General features: G+C 42.2%; 12 protein-coding genes and 1 pseudogene. 3 read left to right on the top strand and 10 right to left on the bottom strand.

What is annotated here, in order from left to right:
- Positions 1-4 precede the first annotated feature (4 nt).
- On the bottom strand, positions 5-733 hold the full coding sequence (locus NDI34_RS21865) for an iron-containing redox enzyme family protein (RefSeq protein ID WP_348233814.1): 729 nt from the start codon (positions 731-733) through the stop codon (positions 5-7).
- A gap of 188 nt (positions 734-921) precedes the next feature.
- On the bottom strand, positions 922-6,453 hold the full coding sequence (locus tag NDI34_RS21860) for an AAA family ATPase (RefSeq protein ID WP_348233813.1): 5,532 nt from the start codon (positions 6,451-6,453) through the stop codon (positions 922-924).
- A gap of 790 nt (positions 6,454-7,243) precedes the next feature.
- Here NDI34_RS21860 and NDI34_RS21855 point away from each other — a divergent pair.
- Positions 7,244-8,668 carry a WGR domain-containing protein gene (locus tag NDI34_RS21855; RefSeq protein WP_190536126.1) on the top strand — a complete coding sequence of 475 codons (1,425 nt, stop codon included), beginning with the start codon at positions 7,244-7,246 and terminating at the stop codon, positions 8,666-8,668.
- 293 nt (positions 8,669-8,961) lie between these two features.
- On the opposite strand, the gene NDI34_RS21850 is transcribed toward NDI34_RS21855, so the two are convergent.
- The 3 genes from NDI34_RS21850 to NDI34_RS21840 form a co-directional block, all read right to left on the bottom strand.
- Entirely contained in the window at positions 8,962-10,407 is a 1,446-nt protein-coding gene (locus tag NDI34_RS21850; protein ID WP_348233812.1) for a pentapeptide repeat-containing protein, read from the bottom strand.
- Positions 10,408-10,699: 292 nt separating this feature from the next.
- Complete coding sequence (locus NDI34_RS21845; protein WP_348233811.1) at positions 10,700-12,538, bottom strand: VWA domain-containing protein; 1,839 nt, start codon at positions 12,536-12,538, stop codon at positions 10,700-10,702.
- 367 nt (positions 12,539-12,905) lie between these two features.
- The gene (locus tag NDI34_RS21840; RefSeq protein WP_348233810.1) at positions 12,906-14,309 is read right to left on the bottom strand and encodes a reverse transcriptase family protein; all 1,404 of its coding nucleotides are present in this window, start codon (positions 14,307-14,309) and stop codon (positions 12,906-12,908) included.
- A 91-nt stretch (positions 14,310-14,400) separates the two neighbouring features.
- On the opposite strand from NDI34_RS21840, the gene NDI34_RS21835 reads away from it, so the two are divergent.
- A complete protein-coding gene (locus tag NDI34_RS21835) occupies positions 14,401-14,925 on the top strand; it encodes an SMI1/KNR4 family protein (protein ID WP_190986501.1) in 525 nt (174 codons plus the stop codon).
- A gap of 416 nt (positions 14,926-15,341) precedes the next feature.
- Here the strand turns inward: NDI34_RS21835 and NDI34_RS21830 are convergent, their stop codons facing one another.
- The 4 genes from NDI34_RS21830 to NDI34_RS21815 all read right to left on the bottom strand — a co-directional run bounded on the left by NDI34_RS21830 (position 15,342) and on the right by NDI34_RS21815 (position 21,877).
- A complete protein-coding gene (locus NDI34_RS21830) occupies positions 15,342-16,982 on the bottom strand; it encodes an SWIM zinc finger family protein (RefSeq protein WP_348233809.1) in 1,641 nt (546 codons plus the stop codon).
- Between the two features lie 179 nt (positions 16,983-17,161).
- The gene (locus tag NDI34_RS21825) at positions 17,162-20,302 is read right to left on the bottom strand and encodes a WGR domain-containing protein (RefSeq protein WP_348233808.1); all 3,141 of its coding nucleotides are present in this window, start codon (positions 20,300-20,302) and stop codon (positions 17,162-17,164) included.
- A 303-nt stretch (positions 20,303-20,605) separates the two neighbouring features.
- Complete coding sequence (locus tag NDI34_RS21820; protein WP_348233819.1) at positions 20,606-21,331, bottom strand: transposase; 726 nt, start codon at positions 21,329-21,331, stop codon at positions 20,606-20,608.
- Positions 21,332-21,346: 15 nt separating this feature from the next.
- Positions 21,347-21,877 carry a transposase gene (locus NDI34_RS21815; protein ID WP_348233807.1) on the bottom strand — a complete coding sequence of 177 codons (531 nt, stop codon included), beginning with the start codon at positions 21,875-21,877 and terminating at the stop codon, positions 21,347-21,349.
- Positions 21,878-21,954: 77 nt separating this feature from the next.
- On the opposite strand from NDI34_RS21815, the gene NDI34_RS21810 reads away from it, so the two are divergent.
- Positions 21,955-22,128: a hypothetical protein gene (locus NDI34_RS21810; protein ID WP_190525054.1), complete on the top strand. Its 174-nt coding sequence runs from the start codon at positions 21,955-21,957 to the stop codon at positions 22,126-22,128.
- A 14-nt stretch (positions 22,129-22,142) separates the two neighbouring features.
- Here the strand turns inward: NDI34_RS21810 and NDI34_RS21805 are convergent.
- Positions 22,143-22,238: pseudogene (locus NDI34_RS21805) on the bottom strand (IS5/IS1182 family transposase); the annotation flags it as partial.

Here is a 22,238-nt window from a genome sequence, read left to right as displayed (position 1 = left end):
CGTACTATTCGTACAAAGCCCATAAGTAGTGGGCACCCAGAACCAGCCCTTGAGCAACATGAGCGCGGTTGCGTGGCTCCTCCCAACTAGATTCTGCCAAAGTCAGTAGTTCTCGTGCGTGTTCTACGTCAAGTTCCTCGTGGACAGTATAGTGTGACTGGCTACCCGGCGCTGCCCAACCTCGCTCGTTAATCGTGCGGGCGATCATCCCACTAACACTCGAATACAGATGCTCCAGCATCCCCAAAGCGGCTGCACCCGCTTCACTTGATTGCGTCAGACAGTAGCCCAGAAGTGAATGATTGAAAGCTAACACTGATGCAGGGCAGGGTATTTCTAAATCTTCTGGAGTGGCACCTAAAGCCCGCAAAAATTGGCGGAAGGTGTATTTGTGAGAGTTCAATAAATTGCCGTGACCATGTTCTTCAGCCACGTTTTCCATCACCGAAAGTCGCCGTTCTAATACTGGAGTCCGAGCCAAAACTGCCGCTAATGATTGCGAAAATGACTCAATTGCAAAACAAATTGGTAGCTGTGTGCAAAGAAATTGTGCCCGTGAGGTAGAGGGTGCCTGCATCCACATAAAGTAAGGATGACGGTGGAAATCATAAGCCTTATTTACCATCAGCACTGCTTCTGATAGCGTGGTGCATCTCACTATATCTTCTACATACAATTGGTGAAGTCCTACTTTTCTCTCGGTAGCAATCGAGCAATTGTCTAGGAGCTGCATGACTTATCTCTTCCCGCTAACCTTACCCCTCAGTGGTAGCCTTTCTCTACATCCCTAGTCCACCGTGAATGTGCGTATGTGAATGTGCGTAACTATGAGCTTTACATAAAGAAATGTTTAAGCAAAATTACTGAGAATGCTGCTTGTCCTCTATCTGAATAAAGGAGATCGGCTTGTGAAGACAAAGGTTAATGTTGCGGACGGATCGGAATCTCAACAATAAATTCAGTTCCCTGCCCAAGTGTGGAAAAACATTGCAATTGACCGCCGTGTTTTTCCACCACAATCTGGTAACTAATTGCTAACCCTAGCCCTGTCCCTTTACCAATCGGTTTTGTAGTAAAGAAAGGATCGAATATACATTTTTTGACTTCCTCTGTCATCCCAGGGCCATTATCGGCAATGGCAATCAGAACCCGACTTTCGTCTACGACACAGGTGCGAATCCGAATTGTCGGTAATTGGTAATCGCTAATTCGCAATTGGTTATGAGAATTTTGTTCTTTTTGTTCCCAGGAAGATAAACAAGATGCCTGGGCTATTTTCTGGTAATGTCCTTTTGTCTTTGAATCATTACTCATTACTTCTTCCAAAGTATCGATCGCATTAGCCAGAAGATTCATAAATACTTGGTTAAGCTGACCTGCATAACACTCTATGAGCGGCAGGGAACCATACTCTTTAATCACTTTAATAGCCGGAATTTCTGTCTTAGCCTTCAGGCGGTTTTGCAGAATTAATAACGTACTATCTAGCCCTGAGTGAACATCGACCTCTTTCATTTCTGCCTCATCAAGGCGCGAAAAATTCCTCAAACTCAGGACAATTTGACGAATTCTGTCAGCCCCCACTTTCATCGAGGACAGCATTTTTGGTAAATCTTCAACTAAGAAATCTACTTCTATCGCCTCCGCTTCGTCTTGAATCTCAGACACCGGATTGGGATAATGCTTGGCATATAGCTGCATTAGGTTTAGTAGGTCTTGAGTATATTCATTAACGTGGACAAGGTTGCCGTAGATAAAGTTAACGGGGTTATTAATTTCGTGGGCAACTCCCGCTACTAATTGACCCAAGCTAGACATTTTCTCGGTCTGAATTAATTGCGTCTGAGTACGCTTAAGTTCTTGTAGAGTTTGGGATAACCGTACATTTTTTTCATTTAGCTCATGCGTCCTCTCTTGGACTTTTTGTTCCATCGAATTGTAAAGCATAGCATTTTCCAGAGAAATTGCTACCTGAGCTGAAAGTACTCTTAAAACTTCTATCCTATCGGGAGTAAAAGCTCCGGATGTCAGATTATTTTCTAAATAAAGAATACCGATTAATTTCCCTTGATTAAGGATAGGCATACAGAGAACGGACTTCAATTTATTTAGCTCTATATAAGAGTCATTAATAAACTTTCCCTCACTAGCCGCATCATTTAGAACCACATCTGAGCGAGTTCTTTTTACATAATTAATCACTGTCAGAGGTAACTCTTGACAACCTTTAAGCGGAGTTGACTGCCGAACAACAACCTCTTTTGATTCAACCGATGAACGGGCTTCAATCAGCAGTTTTTCATCTCTTACCAAGAGTAGTAAACCTTTTTGTGCGCCAGCATTCTCGATAGATATTTTCATTAAAGAAGCCAGTAACTTATCCAACACGATACAAGCAGCGATCGCTTGACTAGCTTTCATCACAGTGGTGAAGTCCAACGTATTAGAACTACTACCCGTAGAGGAATGTCCAGTAGTCGTGGGAGTATCTTTGACGCGAGGCAGAATAGATGTTTTAGTCAGAAAGTGCGGATATTTTTCCTCTAAATCTTCTACTTTGCGCTTAGCTCCCCAACGTTGATAGCCGTAATAAGCTTCTGTAATATGGACTTTAGCATACTTCTCTTTTCCTTTCGCTAACCAAAACTTAGCAGCGAGTTCATTCGCTAAAGCTTCACTCTGAATAAACTCATTTTCTTTTGCGGACTCAATGGCGCGTTCATACAAGTCTATCGCCTCTAAATCATTGCCAGTGATGCGACTAATTTCAGCTTCTACTAACAGGTACTTGTGTAGAAAATTTTCTGGACAGTTGTCTGCCCAAATCTTCATCTGCTTTTGATTTGCTGCTAACGTCTCGCAAGATTGTTTTTGTACAGATTCTGAAGCATTCGGATAAAGAGCAACTAGAATCAGTGAGTCATGAAAGTTATGTGTAGATACTGAGATATGACCGAAGATAGAAGTAAGTAGCTTTGAAGCTAACAAGCTACTGTTCAAAGCTAAATCCGGTTTTTCGTATAAGTAAAGAATTTGGGTTTTTAAAATATGAAATTCACAAATTGCCGCCGAACTTTGATGTTGTTCGCAACTTGTCAAGAAGTTGGATTCGCTAATCCCATCATTTTCAAAAGATAAGGTTCCAGCAGTCATGCCTATCAAGTTCGACACCGCTAGGTTATAACCTAAAATTATATCAATTGCCCATTGATTTTTACTCTTTTGGCAAAATAGCAAAGACTGAGGTATTTGTTTTAAACTTTGCTCTAAACTTTTACATTGATGGAAGGAAGCAATGACTTTGTGAAGACGAGTATAACCTGCCCATTGCAAATCTCCAAAGTCTAGCCCCGTTTTATATGCCTCATCATTAATTGTATGACTAAACTTAATTGGCTTCACCCAATTACTCAAGTAATTGGCAAGAACCACCAATTCTGCACATTTTTGAGCTACATTATTAAACTTATTACTTAGTTTAGTTGCTAAGACCCCAAACTCATAACCAGAGTGAGAATTCCCTAAAATTGCGCTGAGTATCATTCCATAACACGAGTAGCTATACGCTGCTCCTGATGCATAACCATAGGTGAGAGAAAGATTAACTGTTTTAACAGTAACTAGCTGCCAAAGGTCAAAATTGACAAAATATGCTAAAGGCCCCATGTTTGCTAACAATTTGACTGCTGCTTTTACTTCCGGAATTTTTATTGCTTCTAAATTAATTAAAGACCCAATCTCATGGGTTTCTAATTTCTTATTAACTTCGCCTATTTCTAGCTCAACTGCTGTTGCTAATTCCCCTTCAGGTAAGTCAATTCCTAGCAGACTAAGAGCATTACGCCCTGCTTGAATTGCCTCTTGATATTTCGCAAGCATGGTATGCTGCACAATCAGCATATTATAAACTTCAGCTTTGTCGAGAACTGATTTTGCTTGAGATAGGGTTAGATCCAGCAAGGCTTCAGCCTGAGCAAAATTACCGTTTAAATACTCAATTTCGGCTCGTTTTTTATGCAATGAAAAAGCTAGATCGTAGCGTTTTACCCAAATATCGCTTGGTAAAACATTCATACAAGCAGTCAAATAGTGAAGTGCTGAGCTGTATGCGGTTGCATCTTTCGCTTTTCGAGCTGCTTCCAAATTCAATATTATTAATTCAATTTTTGCCTCTTCATCGACAATTAAGTCAGAACCGATATTTAGATGATCGACTAATTTAAAAATTATTTCTATCTGGTCTTCCAAAGGCGTACTTGCTAAAAGGAGATTGCCAATTTTGAGATGAACTGCTTTTTGAAGCGAGTTATCAATCAGTGCATAAGCTGCATGTTGCACGCGGTCGTGTGAAAATTTATAATTAAAAACTAATAGTTGAGAACTAACCCCTTCCTCTTCGGTCGTTTCCAACACAGAAGTAGGCTTAATTAATTCTTCTTTCAGAGCTGGCAAAAGGTCTTTAAAAGTTTCATAAATTGATTTCTCATAAATGATAGACAGGGTATTTAAATCGAAACTATTGCCGACACAAGCTGCTAACCGTAAAGCCTGCTGTGTTGAATTCGGCAATTTTTTTAATTTTCCTATCATTAATTCGACAACATTATCAGTAATACCCAACGCTTCAATTTGAGCGATGTCCCATTGCCATAGGGCTTTACTTGCCTCTTCTTCCCCCTGAGTAAGAAAGGTCTGAGGGGGGGTGAAGGTAAGCAGGTTTTCCTGATATAGGGTTTTTAGAAATTCATTGACAAAGAAGGGATTTCCTTCTGTTTTACGCAGGATGAGGGAAGCTAAGGATCTTACTGATTCCCTATCCGTATGCAAGGTGTCAGCAATCAAGTGGGTAATATGCTCAAGTTCTAAAGGTGCTAGATTAATCTGGTTGATGATAGCTCCATCATCGCGTAAACTATCCAGCGTAATCATCAAGGGATGAGTGGAGCTGACTTCATTATCCCGATATGCTCCAATGAGAAATAGATAGTGCGTTTGATCATCCGTCATCATCAACTCCATCAATTTGAGCGTGGCAGAGTCAGCCCACTGCAAATCATCCAGAAAGATGACTAATGGATGTTCTTGTTGGCAAAATACCCGAATAAAGTTTTGAAAGACTAAATTAAAGCGGTTTTGGGATTCAGTTGGCCCTAATTCTTGAACTCTAGGCTGAGAACCGACAATGAGTTCTACCTCAGGAATAACATCAATAATAATTTGCCCGTTAGAGCCAAGGGCTTCTAGGAGTTTTTCTTTCCACTGGTTGAGCTGTGCTTCGCTTTCCGTTAAAAGTTGCTGGATTAAGGCAGAAAAGGCGCTGACAACAGCAGAATAGGGAATACTCCGCTGAAACTGGTCAAATTTCCCAGAAATGAAATAAGCTCGCTGTTGAGTGATTGGTTTGTAAATTTCTTGCACTAAACATGACTTGCCGATGCCAGAATAACCCGACACCAACATCATCTCAATATCCCCTGGCATTGGCTTACCAAACGAGAATTGGCTCACTCGTTCAAATGCTGTTAGTAAAGTATTAATTTCTTGCTCTCTGCCATAGAGCTTCTCAGGGATTTGAAATTTATTAGAGATATCATGACGACCGGGAGAGAACTCTGGAATTTGGTTATTTATTTCTAATTGAGTTAGACAATATTCTAAATCTGCTTGAATTCCATAAGCACTTTGATATCTATCTTCAGCAGTTTTAGCCAGCAATTTCATAACAATGTCCGAAACTGCTTTGGGAATGTTTTGATTAAGCTTATGAGGCGGAATTGGCGTAAGCGCAATATGATTATGTACTAACTCTATTGCATCAGTACCATTAAAAGGTAGTCTGCCAGTGAGAAGCTCGTAGAAGGTAACGCCAAGGGAGTAAAAGTCAGTACGATAATCCAGCGAACGATTCATTCTGCCAGTTTGCTCTGGCGACATATAGGCAAGAGTGCCTTCTAAAACATTAGGATTTTTTAGGGTAGGGTTTTCCCGCGACAAAACGCTGGAAATCCCAAAATCAATAAATTTGACTTGCCTACTTTTTGGGTCAAAAACAATATTAGATGGATTAATATCTTTGTGAATAATGTTTAAATTATGCAGTTTAGCTAAAGTTTCAACAATTTTTATAGTAATTTTCATAGCTTCTAAAACTGTAAAACTTTGTTTGTCCATCAATATCTTTAGAGATTGACCCCCAAAATCCTCCAAGAGCATTACTAGAGTATTTTGATATGATTTTAAATCATACGCTTTAGCAACACCATCTATATTCAACGAACGGGTAATTTCATATTCTTGCTTATACCTAGAAATTTCTTCTGGTAATGGATAGTCTTCTTTGATAACTTTAAGAATAAGAGGCAAATTATCCCGAAGTCGGCATCCTCGATACACAAGCGACTTGCTACTTTCATAAATTAGCTCAAAAATCTGATATCCCGGAATTGTTCTCATAATTATTCCATTTACGGATTTGTAGGCGATCCAGTCCAGTTAGAGACGCTTTTTGTAAGTGAACACTAGATCAGCCTATTGTGCTGAAGTAAAATTAAAACTTTATTCGATTAATTGAAAGCGTATTTATACGGAAATATAGTTTGCTCCTCAGTGAATATCAGTGTATACACAGTTTGGGCAAGTCATCTTTCTGACACTCTAAAAAATGTAACCTAAAATACTAATTGCTTTCTTGACTTGTCCAAATAAATGTAGCCAAATGTTAGAGATAGTTTGAGTAAAAAGGATTAAAAGAGTCTAACAAAGTGTATTTTAATGCTTGTAAAAACATTGCTTGCCATCTGGAACTGCATCTAATCCTCGTTCAAAAAACTTATTCTTGAGATTCGCCTGCCAGTGGTGAATTTTTCAGGATTGCAAGGCAAACCGAAAAGACTGGGATGTTAATGATTTTACAAAAAATATATAAATCTGTATTTATCAATAAAAAATGCTTTATGTCTAATTTTTATAAAAAGTTAACAAATGGACTTTTTTCTTAATTCTACTTTAATTACTATATTTATTTGATATAAAGTTGACATACATATACGAATCCAAGGAAGTGAGCTTGAGCTGAAATTTTACTGATTTTCATTTATGAATGCCAAGTGCAAAGTTAAAAGAGGATTTATGCTATTTTTGAAATTTTAATTTTCTCCTTTTAACACGGCAGAATACTGAATTAAGAATGGAAAATTTTAGGCAAGATAGATATTTATTAATACATACAGAATTGGAGGAAAAAATGACTCAAGAGAAAACGTATCTAGAATTGTCAGAGTCAGATAGTAGTTCTCACAAATTTTATGAAGTAATTGTCAACGGTACGGAAGTATCGATTCGTTACGGTCGCATTGGTGACTCAGGACAAACTCAAGTTAAAACCTATCCAACCCCGGAAAAAGCTAAAGCTGAGGCGACCAAAAAGATTAATGAGAAACTGAAGAAAGGTTACGAACAAGCAGTTATGGGAGTGCGAAGTAAACGTCCCGTGACTCGACGGGAAATAAAGAGCGATCGCTCAACTGCAAACCAAGCACCTGTAGTTTGGAAATTCGCCTCTTCTTCCCCTGCTTTCGGTATCTTTATTGACAACTCGCGCTGTTGGTTTGGCAATCAAGCGGGTCAAATTTTTGCTCTCAGCCATACGGGAATTGTGCAAAATCAGTTTCGTCTTCCTGACGGCGTGAAGTGTATTGTCGCTGATGAAGGCTGGCTTTATGCGGGATGCGATGATGGCAAAGTATACGATTTGACAGGGAAAATTCCCCGTGTTGCTTATGAAATTGCCCTCAATGTGAATATCTTCTGGCTGGATATCAAAGATGCCATTCTCGGTGTTTCTGATGACGCTGGAAATGTTACAACTATCAATCACGAAGATGAGTCTCAATGGACTAAAAAAAGTAGTGGCGAGTATGGCTGGATGGTGCGCTGCGATGAAATTGGTATTTATCACGGTCACAGCAACGGCGTAACCATGTATGACTGGGAAGATGGAACGAAGATTTGGAATCAGAAAACTCGCGGTGAGGTGCTATTTGGCTGGCAAGAAGAAGCATTTGTATATGCTAGTACCAGTGAGAATCAAGTTTATTGCTTCACCAAGAAAGGGGAAGTTAGCACAATTTATCAATGTGATGCGCCTGTTTATTCTTGCGCGACTGCTGAAGAAGGTAAATATGTCTTTGCAGGCGATAATTGCTCCTCAATTTATTGTTTTACTCAACAAGGAGAGCGTCTTTGGAAACTAGCCACTGGCTGCGGTTCTGCTTTTTCCATGCAGTTTATAGATGACCATCTCTACATCGTCACCACCGATGGTTCTCTTGCTTGCATCGATGCTAGTGAAGCTGCAATCAAAGCGGCGCAAGCGGGTACAGTTCCCCAGGCTATTAACATTAAAGCACCTACTGCCGTTGCCGCAGCCGTTCCTTCTAATACTTTAGAAACGACATCGAACGCCAGTCAGGGAGTAATTGTCGAGTGCTTTAAAGAAGGTGGGAAGTTAAGAATTCGCGCTGTTTCTCCTGGTTATAATCCCAGTTGGAAAGTGCAATTTCCTCAGGAGATTCGCTCCGAAGGTGCGCGTTATCTGGTGGAAGAGGTGCGCGAATCTTCTCGTGGCGGATTTTATCGTGCTTTTGGAGATATTAAGAAATTGGTTTAGTTCAAAGATATGATTCAGTAGGCTGGGTTGAGGCTACGAAACGTAAAGTTAAGTAGTTACGACTACATTTGTTGGGTTGAACTATCGTTCAACCCAACAAATAAGACTGCTTTTTCTGTGGTTCTTTTGTTACGAAACAAATAGGAATGCTATAAGTATTTGTTGAGTTTTTCTGTTGCTCAAATCCAACCTACAATTATTTTTAAATGGCGTAATTTTTGGAATTGGATGGGTGAAGGCTCAACTCTACCAAAGTATAGGGGTTGCCAAAGTTCTCTTGAATTTAGGTTATGTTATATTTGTTGAGCCGTTTTCCACTCCGAATCAAAGAACACTAAATCTTCTCTATCAGATTCCACATACGCTGCTTCATTTTTGGATACATCATTAAGAGATAGTCCAATAATGAGACTTGTTTTATCGCTCAAGAGCATAAAACGGCGATGTTCTTTGTCGGATTGAAGTATCCGAATTTCTCCTGAATATGAGAAATTTTTTAAAAATTTTTGTGCATGAGTATTTGTTAGTCTTGGTCTGTTTGGGTTCAAAACTTTATTAGAAGTCAGAACTCTTAAATCCGGAGAAATAGAAACTCCAAAACTTACTAACTTTGAGAGATTGTCTAGAGCTGAATTATCCAGATAAGGGTCAAATATTGCTTCAACTTTAGAAACATCTATTAACTTTGCTAGACTTTTCAAATTCTCTTCAGGCTTATCTTTTTGGAGACGTGTTGAGGTGTATGTATAACGCCTTTTATCCTTGTCTTGTTCTTCTTTGCAGAATGCAGCAAACTCTTCGGGTGCAAATTTTCTTCCACCGCTCGGATGAAGTTCTTGATTGTCTTCTTTTCGATAGATGTACTCGCAAGCAATATTATTAAACTTTGTATCACCGTTAGGGTGCCAGTCTTCTATACAGGCTCCTGTAAGCTTTGCTCCTGTAAAGTCTGTTGCTAATGCTTTTACTCTGACTAAGCAAGCTCCATCGAGAATTGCACCAGTCAGGTTAGTGTTACTAAGATTAGCATCGCTTAAATTAGCGTTGGTAAGATCAGCACCACTAAAATTAGCGTTACTAAGATCAGCACCACTAAAATCTACTCCTATGATAGTAGCATTGCTAAATTCGGCTTCCTGTAGATAAGCTCTGGGCATTTTGACGCAATTCAAAATAGCTTTTTTGAAATTTGCCCTGTATAATTTGGCTCCCAAAAAAAGCGCATTTTTGAAAGTAGCATTGCTAAAATCAGCTTCATTAAAAATACTCCTAAAACTCTCAACACCTTGAAAATCAGCATAGCTGAAATTCACAGAACCACAGTTAGCGTCAGCTATTTTAGTTCCAATAAGTCTAGCTTTTATGAGTTTGGCGTTACTAAGCTTTGTATTATTGAAGTGAGCAAAGCTAAGGTTCGCACCCGTAAGGTTGGCTCCACTAAGATCCGCCTCATATAATCCGGCTCCAGTGAGATCGGCTTCACTGAGATTGGCTTTGCTTAGAATAGCTTTTCCAAGAACTACTCCGCTGAGGTTAGCTCCTTGAAGATTAGCCTCCTTAAATTCAGCTCTTTTGAAATTTGCATTACTAAGGTTTTCTTTGCTGAGATTGGCTCTATGGAAGCTAGGTATGATTTGTGAATTCATTCCACGCCAAGCATTCCAAACATTCACTCCTTGCTGGAGTATAGCAAGATGGTATGGATCTGGTGCGTCGTTTGTCCAAACTAGCTTAAACATATTCCATAGTCCTCAGTTATCTTTAAGCAAAGTAAGCGTTACTCACTTACCCCAGTCAAGGTGAGTTCAACGAAGTTAGGTTATTTCAGTCTAGCTAATTGACTATGAATTGAGAATGATTGTGTTGTCAGTGAATTTCTCTGCTTACTGGGTTACGCTGTTGCTAACCGACCCCACGCAATCACCAGATTTATGAATTTTATCCTAGTTGATCAAAAACACCTTGGCAGGGGTAGCATTAGTCACTTTAGCTTTGTGTATCTCTATATTGCTCAACGTTAAAAAAACAGTCCTATTGAACTAACCTGCGAATCTTCCCATAAGCGACATAAGATCCGCCATTCTTTGCTTCTTCCACTTCATCAACAACATAAAGAACGTTTTCTTCGCGAATGTCGCGGGGAAAGCGGATATTGTAGTTAGGATTGAATCCATCAGAAACAACTCTGGCTCTCAATTTACTGCCTTCTTTTACGCACTGCACGATAACTCCATCACCTACAGTATCAGTTGTTTCTAAATCGGCAGCAGAAGCTGGTGCATTCAGCTTTTGTCGTTTCGGACTGGAAGAAGATGTACCATTTTGAGATGATGCGGCGCGTTCTTGTCCGGGTTGCACTAAGCGGCGAATGTTGCCGGAGACGCGATAAAAGCTACCGTCCGCAGAGAGATTGATTTCATCAACGATGTAGGTGACACCTTCCTCACGAATATTGCGGGGAAATTGCACATTGAAATCAGGATTGTAACCGTCAGAAATGACGTGAATCCGCAACTTACCACTAACGCGATCGCATTTTACCAAAACTCCCGCATCTACGCTGGAAACCGCCTCTAAGCTGTTGGCACTCGCAGCAAGTCCGCGCAATTTTAAGTCGCCGCGATCGCGTGTAAGAGCCTGGTAAGATTGATCTCGCATCTCCTTGCGACTGACACTATCAAACTTTTTGCTCTCCAGGCGTTGTGCATAATAATCCAGTTGTTCCATCTCTTCGGCAACTTCAAAGGATTCATGCAATGCTTTCAGCTTGAGATCCTCGATTGTCTTACGAAGTTTCTGGGATGCGCCGGTATAATCTCCTTTGTCAGCGAGTGCGATCGCTTCATCTTTTACCTTACCAATCCTCAGCTTACTTGCTTGCTCCACAACCGCTGCATCTGGCTGCATATTACTGGCGGATTCAGCATCAGCAACCGTTATACTAATCGGGATTTCGTCAGTGAATTGTTGAATGCTGCCATCGACAACCGCTTGATATTTATAAGCAACGGTGGCAATATTTGTCACCCCAAGATTTGTTGGCGGAGATATTGACAATTCTACAGCTAGCTGCTTATTTTCTACCTCATAAACATCGCCGCAGAAAACTTCCAAGTTGTTGCCAATCGGATTAGATCGGTAATTGTTGAGAATCCCGGTAATTTGTACAGAATCTTCTGGTTGCAGCGTCACCGTCATATTTTGCGCGACAACAGACGTGAGGCTTTCCAGTTCGATTCTGAATACATCAGTAGCATCGTCAGGCGATTGGATGAAATAGAAGTTTCCCCCGGCAGCATTTGCCATGCCGATGAGCAAATCTTCATTAAAATAAGTTCCAAATCCTAAAGTTGTAGTAATGATTCCCTGTTCGGCTTGTTGTCTTGCAGTGTTAATTAATACTTGAGAATCGGTAATACCAACATTCGCCTGTCCATCTGTTAATAATAAAACGCGATTGATGCGTTCTGTAGACTGCTGAGATTTTACATTGTCGCATCCCATCAACCAGCCGCCACTCAAGTTAGTACACCCGCCAGCTTTCACCTTACCAATTAGCGAACGAATGGCAGCTTTATCCTGAACCAGTTGGTGCTGAAGAATTGTTTCCGGCGTATCGTCATATATTACAACTGAAAGAAAATCCTCCGGTGTCAAATATTCCACAAGCCTTTGTGCAGCTTGAATAGCATTCTTTAGTGGCGCTCCCGCCATCGAACCCGATCTATCAATTACTACACTCAAATTAAGCGGAAGACGCGGTACTTTGTTGCGCGTTTCTTCTTCAGCCTGGAAACTAACAATCAAGTCTACGGTGGACGGGGTAGCGGCTGCAATAAGCGATTGACTCAGGGAGTAAGTTGCTTTCATTTGTAGCGTCCTCTAGATATTTTGTGCAGTTTCTAGCGTCGAGCCAAGAATGCCGTTTTGGTGAGTTTTGACTTAGATAAACTACAAGAGTAGAGATGGAAATTTCGGATTTTTTATGGAGAAAATCGCAGGCTTTTGCAACTAAAACTAAGTAATATGAAAGGAATGAGGATTGGCTGTAATTTTCCAATTCTCAATTTCCTCTTCATCACATCTTGCAAATATCGCACTCACCCGCCAGCGATTAAAATCGCTGGCTAATAGGGAAAGTCCTCTTAAGAGGGCTGAGAAAGCATTTCAGTCCATTTTAATGGACTTTCGCTATTAGCCCGGAACTTGAGTTCCGGGCGGGCTTTGCTGCTGGTGACTAGCGTCTGTATTTATCTCGAATCCGTCGAATTTGCTCTTGAAACTCAACACCCTTTTGCGGATTAACCATAGCCACAAAATTGGCATAACCCTGAATTGAAGCCATCACATTATCAGAATTTCCCCAATGCTTACCTTCCAAGCCATCTTTCTCGATTTGGAACAAAGTAGCACGAAAACGTTTTAGCTCTTTTTTAGAAATATTAGGATAATCATTCACCACAACTCCAGTAACTTCCTGCTGCCGATTTTTCCGCAATATTCTAGTCTTCTGTTCATTAATCGTAAACCCTTCGTGAGTCACGATTGACTGAGTGCGTTTGAGAATGTTGCAGATATTGCGGAGGCTATCACCAGAAGCAGAAAAAGTTAAATCGTCAGCGTAGCGAGTATAAACAAAACCCAATTGTTCAGCCATACTGGTAAGTCGTCTATCTAAGCGGCGACACATTAGATTCGTAATTGCTGGAGAAGCTGGCGAACCTTGGGGTAAATGTCGATCTGTGAGTGCTACATAATAAGTTTTGCCGTCTAATTCAACCTCTTCGATATCGGGTTGGGTACACAGCAACCCGAAGATTGTTGCGGCAGCTTCCGAATAACCGAAAGAGTGAAAAAGTCCTTTAACTCGCTTATAGGAAATTGAGGGGAAGAAATCTTTCAGGTCAAAATTGATAATTACGTCGCGTTTTACATGAGGTTGAGCGTTGCTGACAATAGAGCGATCGCGTCTAAAACCATGAGCTGCATCGTGCAGTTCTAGCTTTTCCAAAATATTACCCAAAATCCAATGCTGCGCCTGCTTCAAGCGTGGCATCGGTGCCGAAATCAACCGTTCGCCACCCGTTTTTTTAGGAATCTTGAAGCGGATATAGTGAGAAATTGTCGAAGTCTTGCGGGAAAAAGCGAGAAAGCGCAATTGTCCCACAGTAATTCCCATTGCAGCGGCAATTTCGTAGGGTGTACCGCACAAAGGTAATCCATAACTTCGCAACCTTTCCTCATCGCACTCAGTATAGTTGAGTCCACCTGAGACATCTTCACCAAGATAAAGGATTTCTCGCTCTTTTCTTTGTCGCCAATCTTGCGCTCGTTCTTGCCTTTCCCGTTCCCGCCGTTCTTTCGTCTCCTGTCGCTTTCGCCGCGACTCGGCTAGGCGTTGCTTGAGTAGCTGCTTGCGAAGTTCCTTTTCGTTGTGAAGACGCGAACTCTGCTGTCGCAGTTCATCCAGTTCTCGCCGGATCTCTCCCATCCGCCGAATGTCATCGGCTGGATCTTGCGGTATCTCGCCTTGTGCAGACCAGAACCCATAACGTATCATCTCTTCGAGGATGAATTCCTCTTTGCCCGTTTGTCGGATGCGATCGTACAGTTCCTGGCGGGTACGCGGCTGATCTGACATATTTGTGCTGGTGAAAGTAGCGAAGCGATTCAGGCAATGTGGACAGTATAGTATAAATGTACTAAATCTAAAAGAGTAAACGGAGAATAGCATGAGTATATCGAGACTTATCGAACGCTTGAACGATCGCGCTCATGACTCAGCTCGTGCTACTGATTTAGGACACGGCATCTTAGACGGGAAAGGTAATCCTGTTTTTTACGTCGCCCATTCGCCCGCGCTACCACAGCATATAGTGGCTACTGAGGAGTTGCTTGGCTTTCAGCTTCCCGATCTTCTGCGGGAAATGTACCTCAAAGTTGGCAATGGTGGTTTTGGCCCAGGTTACGGCCTTATCGGTGTTAAAGACGGTATGGTGGAGGCTGGAAGCTCGATAACCAGTTTCTATGTCAGCTCTCAAAAGACTGATCCAGATGAGCCTATGTCGCATTGGCCAGATCGTCTACTACCCATCTGTTCATGGGGATGCGGGATCTACTCGTGCATCGATTGTTCCAAACCGAACTCTCCAATTATTGTTTTCGATCCGAATGCTTCTGACTACTTGCCTTGGGAGGAGTGCTTTATACCCTATACTCCATCATTCGAGGCTTGGATTGAAGCTTGGCTTGATTGAGTGGATTTGTGGGAACAAATTTATGGTGAACCGCTTGAGTGCTAGTGAGTGCTAGCATTTTGCTTCTTACAGGCTGAGGGCATAGAATTTTTAGACGTTTGCGATCGCAGTATAGAAAAATGTAGGGTGGGCAGAAATCTGCTCACCCTACCGTTGCAATTGGAATAAAAATTACGCGCAGCTGTCAGTTGGTTGCCCCTTCGTAAACATCTCTGGACTAGATTGCTCAACTCAAGCGGTCTCAGGGCTACCCCCTTCTTACACTTCAGGGAAGTCCCACCGGAAAAGGGGGTAGCCCTGAATGACCGCACAGTTAAGAGCAGGCTAGTGGTGCATGGCTAGGCTAAACGCAAGGACGACGATCCATCGTCCGGATTGCAAGGCTGTTTACCAACTGATTAGGTGCGCGTGATTCGTCAATACTGACGGGCGTGTTGCATTCGCAACGCCAGAATGTGTTCGCAAGGGCCTTTGTACAGTTTATTCTGTTGATGCCAGTTGCAAGTACATTCTGCGGCTATCATACGCTCATCTGCGTCAACTGTCAATGAGGGATTCAAGGTTTTATCCTTGTCTGAAACATTACCTTGCAGAGTAAACGCTCTTGTAGCATCGCTGGTAACATTAGTCACCTGCACAGCATTGTAAACCAAGAAACGGGTTGCCTTCTCTTCTCGCTCATTGGCAAAGCGCAGGCGTTCCATCGGCAAAGGTTCTCGCGTCAGTTCCCGCACCCGATAAACTTGCTTATTTAAGTCGTAAATCGCACGTCCCGCTTGTGTATAAGCACTTAAAGCACCGAGAACTACGGCACGGTTTAAACCAAGGCGTTCCGCAAGGGAGTCGGGACTCTCTACCCAGTTCTTCTTCAGCGCCTTGAAAATTTGTTGCTGCGTCCATTTGTCGATGTCGGCGCGGGGTGCCATCAAGTCAAAGTTACCAGATTGCGACCAGTCGTTTGCCGTCCATCCCGATAAACCGAGGGTAAAGGACATATCGCCTAAGTCAGCGACATAGAAGGAAGGCATACCCGTACCGAGTAGGTGAACGGTAAACTTTTTCGCCACGGGGATGAGACGTTCGAGGATGTGGAGGCGGCGTCGTCCCCAAACGCGGATTTCTTGTGATTGCGATCCAGTGTAGAGCGATCGCGCACAAACGATTTCAATTCCCCACGGATCAAACGTTATCCGCACGGGTTCCCCAGGTTTAAGATGGTAGCGCATACTGCGAGGCCCTTGCTTCTCCTTGTGGCGACGCAGCACAAAGCACATATTGTAAATATCCATCGGATGCAAATCAACTCGCGTTGCTGGTAAAGACATCGCAGAACTAACTTGCAAAAAGCCTCTTACCCAACTGTCGGGTAAATCGATTTTGACTTCTTTAAAAGTTTCTTCGTGGGTAGTTTGAACTTCAAAACCAGAGGGATCTATTTCAAATTTGGTGTTTTTGTAACTGCGGATTTTTTGAAACTCGTCGTAAAGTGCCGCTGAGTAATCAATATTAGTCGTACCGCAGGCAAACTCGTTGATATTCTTAAAGACTTCGTAGCTGGCACCGAGACGCCCATAACTGGATTCATCTTGACTGAAACATTCAAAAAATACTTCATCGGGATGAACTGTAATCACCGGGTCGAGGACAAACCAAGCATCGCGGTCTTTTTGATAAAGGTAATCAAAATAGCGGCGTTGTGCCTTGTAAAAAGGTTCCCGACGCTGGTAACTATGCTGGCTTAATTGATTAAGTTCATCCTGCAAGGGCTTGATTTGATTCGCAACTTCTTGGCGTTGTGCGGCGATGAGTTGCCAGTCCAGATCCTGCTGTTTTGCTGCCCATTCTTTATATGCCGTTTTGTCTTTGGGTTTGAACCGCATATCGGAGACGACAACATCATGCAAGGCACTAATCGCTTCCCGAAAGGCGACATTCTGACGCAATTCTCCGATAAAGTAAGTGGGTTCACGCTTCGTATCGGGAGAGAAAGACATTTGGGTATTGGAACCGCGATCGCTAACTTCTGTACTTCCGTTGTAGCTGTAGTTAAATTCCATAATTTACCTCTTATTTTTTTGCTTGAGTTAGCCATTTCTGAGTGTCTTCGCGCCTTGGTGGTTAGAAGATTAATCAACCACCAAGACATAAAGGAAACACTCAGAGAATATAAATATTTTGCGTAACGCTGGTTAAGGATTCTCCCATCTTCTCTGCGCCTTTCCGGTTCGGTAAATCTCTAATTTCTCACTTCCGAAACAGCTTTTACCTGAATAGGTAAGCATATCTGAGGATATGCCTTTTGAATTTTCAGCATTATTTGAACTGCTGATGCTTTGTCGCCAATTGCCATCGTGGCAGATTGCCGCGTGAGAATTTCAGCGATAATTCTGGCAGCTTCTTCGCTTTTTTGTGCCTCATTATCCAGAAAGGCAAAGATGCGCTTTTTGGCAACTCTGCCGCGATTAACACTAGATAAAACCGTGACAAAGTAGGACGCTAGTTTCCTCAAACGTTCGGAATTATTTACGGCATGGTTTTCTAAATAGTTAGTCGCAAATATCTGCATATCGGCGGAGGGGTGTTCGCTGAATTTGAGCAGGTATTCTTGCCCATCACTTTCTTGAAAATTGCGCGTGACTAAATCGCGTCCAAAGGAACGGACATCTTCACGAATGCTATCGCAGAGGCTGACTATAACTTCGGGAGTCCAGTCTTCTCTAACGAATTCGGTATTAAAGATTCTGGAGGCAAATTCCTGCGAATCCTCCCACTTGGACTCTAGTAGGCGTACTGCTGATAACATTTCTTGAGAGTCGCTGCGGATGCGGTTTAAACTTCGCAAGAACATTTCCCGCGCTGCTTCACGAACTGAAAGAATTTCATGATTGGCAAGTTTGACTATCTCGCTTATCTCGAAGTCTGGGAGGAAGCGAGCGCTATTTTCTCTTAATACCAAACCACCTAATTCCTGTGCGACTGATGATTTAGCACGAAGTAGCTGCATCGCGCGTTCTTTGCTGATATTAGACATCCATTCTGGTATGTCTTCTCGCATCAGTTGTACTACATCCTTGTGGACACCTTCGTGTCTCTCTGGCGTAATTAAGACATCAATAAAATCAGCTGCTAACTCGGTGCCAAAATCTGGATGATTGCTTGCCAAACGCCGAATCACCGGACGGATTGCGTTACGAATATCAGCGACAGCGTTAATTGCCATTGAGACGATGAGGATGCGATCGCTTAACAATCTCTCATCAGGTAGTTGTCCAAAAATCCTCACCCCAATACCGCGTACTGACTCATAAGGAGAGGCAAGAAGTAATTCAATTAAATCTGGCGGTAGATCAACAGCACGAATATCATGATTTAATAGAATTCTTGCACCTAATTCTTGAATTTCCTGCATCGGGTGATTAAGTAAATCAAGGATTACACCAAACCCCAAATTACGCAGTTGCGGCGCAAAACAGAGCAACAAAGTTTCACTAATTTCTCTTGAACTATCTGTTTGCGTAGGTTCTAGTACCAACACAGCAGCAATAATTCTTCCGATGAGAACCCTGGCGGTTGTATCGGTTAAAATTGATGAACTTAGTAACCTTCGCGCAAAAGCACGGGTATCAGCTTGTTGACTGGTCACTAAACCCGCGATAAAGTCACTGGATTCAAAAAAGAATTCTCGTTGCTGTTCGATCCAGCGATAGGCTTGTGTACGTGCTTCTTGGAATGCACAATTAGCAAGAGCCAAAACTAATTCGCTGTTGGGTTGGGCGGGGTTGTAGCGATCGCGTGCCAGTAAAAATCCGAATTCAGCAGTTATTTCGTAGGGTTGATTCAGGAATTTGATTAATGTGTCAGTGTCAAGGCGATCGCAAAATTCTTTGCAGACGCGCAACGCTTTAACTGCAAAATGATGAACGGGACGGCAATCACTTTCTATTAATAACTGTACAAGTGCTGCTGGGTTTTGCTGCCAAAGTTCGGAAAAAGCTTCTTCTCTTACTTGCGGTTCTGGATCTCCCGGTTTGTAACCATCTTGACAACGCCATGCTTTAGGATGGGAGGCATAGCGGGGACTGTTTTCGTAAAGAATATGATTAAAAATTAGGTAGCCAGCATAAGTATCCCAACCTCTAGTAAAGCTTTCATAGGAACGGCGTTGTCCGTTCCATCTCCTGAAAGTTGACTGCTTGGCTGGTTGAGCGTCATCATCCGAATACTGTAGGAGAATATTGACTGCAAGATTGATATAGTTAGAATCGCTTTCTTCACCCAAAGTTTTAAGCGTACGCCAAACTCGCCGCCGCAGATATTCACGAGTTTGTTGGCTGTAAGCTTTTTTCGACTGCGGACTCTTGAGTTCTTCAGTGTGGCGTTTCCCGGTACTATAATATTCGCGCTTCACTGAGTCCCATTGCCAACCCGTTTGCTGATTATTAAACGTCCCCGGTTCTTTCTCAAAGGCATAAGCAAGGATTCCGAAAACTTCTGCATCATGGCGATACTCAGCCATCTTGAAAATATGGCGAATTCGCTGGAAGTAGTTAGATTTAAAAGGTGTTTCGCATAAAATATCGAGTAGTGCTGGACGCACGTATTGGTTATCAATTTGATAAATAGTATCGAGAACGGAAAAACGCCTGTAATCGCTGCTATTTAAATAATCGCGAAGTGTAGTTGCAAATGTTTCTGCTGTTCCATTTCGGGCTAAATCGCGCAACTCTAAGGGCAGTTGTTCTATCTTCTCAGAACGCATCTGCCCTTGTGTCTGTTCATCTGATAATTTAAATAGTGCTTCCCAGGCGATGCGGCAGACGAATTCAGCAACAGATTTATGCTGGGAAAGTTCCCTGACAAAGGGAATGGTGCTCTCATCCCCACACCAACCCAACGCCCAAGCGATGCAATAATCTCTCAAAGCTTCGCCAGTTCCAATGAGTTGAATTAACAACGGCGTAGCTTCTCTAATTTTAAGTTCGCCAGCCCGCCAAATTGCCCGTTCCAGAGGCCATTTCCGATTGTCCCGGTTCGCCAAACGGTTGAGGATGGCTTGGTGGCGTGGGTCGCTAGTGACTGGTATATTACTTGCAGTTTGGACTGGTGCGGCTGGCGTCGGCGGGTTAACTGCCCCAGCGGTGACATCCCGGTAGCCCTTCTGAATTTGGGAGTCAACCAGCTTATCGAACACTCGCTGCGCTTGGGCTAAGGGTACAGCCTGAACCGTCTTTGTACCTTCCTTGAGAGTTGTACCGCGTCGTCCGTAGCGGAAGTTAACGAGGTAGCGGTTTTCACCTGTCTTGCAGAGATCGACTTCGTAGACTTTATCTGAACTCCCGGCTTGGTAGAGAAGCGTAGTCCGTTGGATGAGTTCCATACGAGTGTCTCAAAGCTTGGTGTGTAAATAGTATAAATGTACTAAATAATTGCCAAAAGCGATCGCCTTCTTTGGAGAACTCGTCAACGCTGTTTATCGCGGTTCTCGGTTGACTCACATCTTGCACCAGTACAAATGCTCTAGTTGCCAAACAGTAGCCAGAAATGAGAGAAAAGGGCATGAAACCAAAAGATAGCAAGAACAATGTCTACAATTCTTGCCCTTAGCCCAAGGGCTAGTATACACCTTGCTCGGATTGATCCCTCTTTTGTTACTAGGGGGAGAGGAGAATCAGGAATAGATTCAACTAGCAATAGGGAAACTGACAGGAGAAGCGCGAAAATCATTCATGAAGTGAATTAATTTCAAAAAGCAACGTTTCATCCCAGGAATGTTAAATACTTGTAGCCAAGGTCGAATCAAACAGTAGAAGATATAAGGTTGAATAATTAATCTCAGGTTATTCAATGAACTCTTCCAGGTCGTACCAGACTCCCAATCAGGATGTTGACTATGTTGAGAAATATTGGAGTCACTTGAGTCTGGCACTAATGATGTAGATGTTGGGCTTGATTGGGGTAAAAATTGAAATGAGGCAGCCTGAATGCTGACTAAAAGATAGGCGCTAAAAACGATTTCCCACCACCGTTCAATACTTTCATAGTCAGTCAGTCTAAAATCCGCCCAGCCTAGTTCATTTTTAACTTGCTTAAAACCATATTCAATCCAGTTTCGTAAACTATATAGCTCAGCTACATTCGGTGACAAATCAATTGAAAAATTGGTCCTAATGTACCAACTTTCCTCTCCGGTTGGATCGGGAGTATTCGTCTTACTAATTTGGTAATATCTCCGGCGGTGACGTTTGCCAAAAATAATTTCTCTCAGGTAACGAGTTTCGGGTGGGCGGTGCGAAAGCCTTTGCTGATAAGCTTTCCATCGGTTATAACGTTTTCGGCTCCCGGGCGGCATCAACACTCCATGATTGGAGCGAATTGCGACGATAAACATTATTTGTAACTTTTCTATGCAGCTAATTACATCTCAACTTTCTCCGTAGAGACTATCTGCTAAAACTAACTTGATTTTAAATCCCCATTCTTTCAACTCTTGAATCATATCTATTGCTATTTGGGGTTTGGTTTTATATTTATCTCCTGGTTTCAGGCGGTTTTTTGGTTTAAATATTTGAAAGATCAATGGATAAGTAATTCCATCTACTACCCCATAGGCGTTTGCTGACACTATTCCATTTTCGGTTTTACCTAAATTCCCAATATATTGACGAGTTACATATTCTGTGGCTTTTCCCTTTTTTTTATCCCCGGTTTCGTCCACACATAAAATTATTTCTCTTTCCCCAATCAATATCTTTGTAAACTCCAGCCTCATTTCTCTTGATTTTTTTGTATCCCACAGTGCATCTCTTAAAAAATGATGTAATGATTGACTGGATTTTAGCCCTACTGTTTTCGCTATTTTGGGCAAGGATTTTTGGGGGATTTCTGATAGCATCCCTAAGTGTAAATACTTGAATGCTTCAAAATGCCTGAGAGGATGTTTGAGAAGTAACAAAACATATCAGTAGATAGAAAAGCTTCCTGGGGTTTAGGCTGAATCATATCAAAATCCAAACAGCCCTCCAGGAAGTCATGAATTTAGCCTACGCGACAGATCTAACCCTTGAACAATACGAATTGTTTGAATCCCTCCTCAGCCCTGCATCCAACAACGGCAGACCTCGCAGCGTCAACTTGATGTTGGTGTTGCAAGCCCGAATTGTATGTGCTGGTTACAGGTTGTGCTTGGCGACTCTTACCCAATAGACCTCCTGCATGAATCAGGAAGCATATGCCAGTTCATAGTTGAGTAGCCCAGCAATCAAGTTTAAGCGCAAACCAAATCGTTTCCTACGGTTACGATAGCGCCCTGAAAA

This window comes from Trichocoleus sp. DQ-U1 (assembly GCF_039961925.1).
Lineage (GTDB): Bacteria > Cyanobacteriota > Cyanobacteriia > Cyanobacteriales > FACHB-T130 > FACHB-T130.
Note: the sequence above shows the minus strand (reverse complement) of the source record. Positions and strands in the feature narration are given on the sequence as shown.

Excerpts from the sequence above, each read along its gene's own strand:
- NDI34_RS21865 (WP_348233814.1), bottom strand. The coding sequence starts at position 733 with ATGCAGCTCCTAGACAATTGCTCGATTGCTACCGAGAGAAAAGTAGGA.
- NDI34_RS21860 (WP_348233813.1), bottom strand. The coding sequence starts at position 6,453 with ATGAGAACAATTCCGGGATATCAGATTTTTGAGCTAATTTATGAAAGT.
- NDI34_RS21855 (WP_190536126.1), top strand. The coding sequence starts at position 7,244 with ATGACTCAAGAGAAAACGTATCTAGAATTGTCAGAGTCAGATAGTAGT.
- NDI34_RS21850 (WP_348233812.1), bottom strand. The coding sequence starts at position 10,407 with ATGTTTAAGCTAGTTTGGACAAACGACGCACCAGATCCATACCATCTT.
- NDI34_RS21845 (WP_348233811.1), bottom strand. The coding sequence starts at position 12,538 with ATGAAAGCAACTTACTCCCTGAGTCAATCGCTTATTGCAGCCGCTACC.
- NDI34_RS21840 (WP_348233810.1), bottom strand. The coding sequence starts at position 14,309 with ATGTCAGATCAGCCGCGTACCCGCCAGGAACTGTACGATCGCATCCGA.
- NDI34_RS21835 (WP_190986501.1), top strand. The coding sequence starts at position 14,401 with ATGAGTATATCGAGACTTATCGAACGCTTGAACGATCGCGCTCATGAC.
- NDI34_RS21830 (WP_348233809.1), bottom strand. The coding sequence starts at position 16,982 with ATGGAATTTAACTACAGCTACAACGGAAGTACAGAAGTTAGCGATCGC.
- NDI34_RS21825 (WP_348233808.1), bottom strand. The coding sequence starts at position 20,302 with ATGGAACTCATCCAACGGACTACGCTTCTCTACCAAGCCGGGAGTTCA.
- NDI34_RS21810 (WP_190525054.1), top strand. The coding sequence starts at position 21,955 with ATGAATTTAGCCTACGCGACAGATCTAACCCTTGAACAATACGAATTG.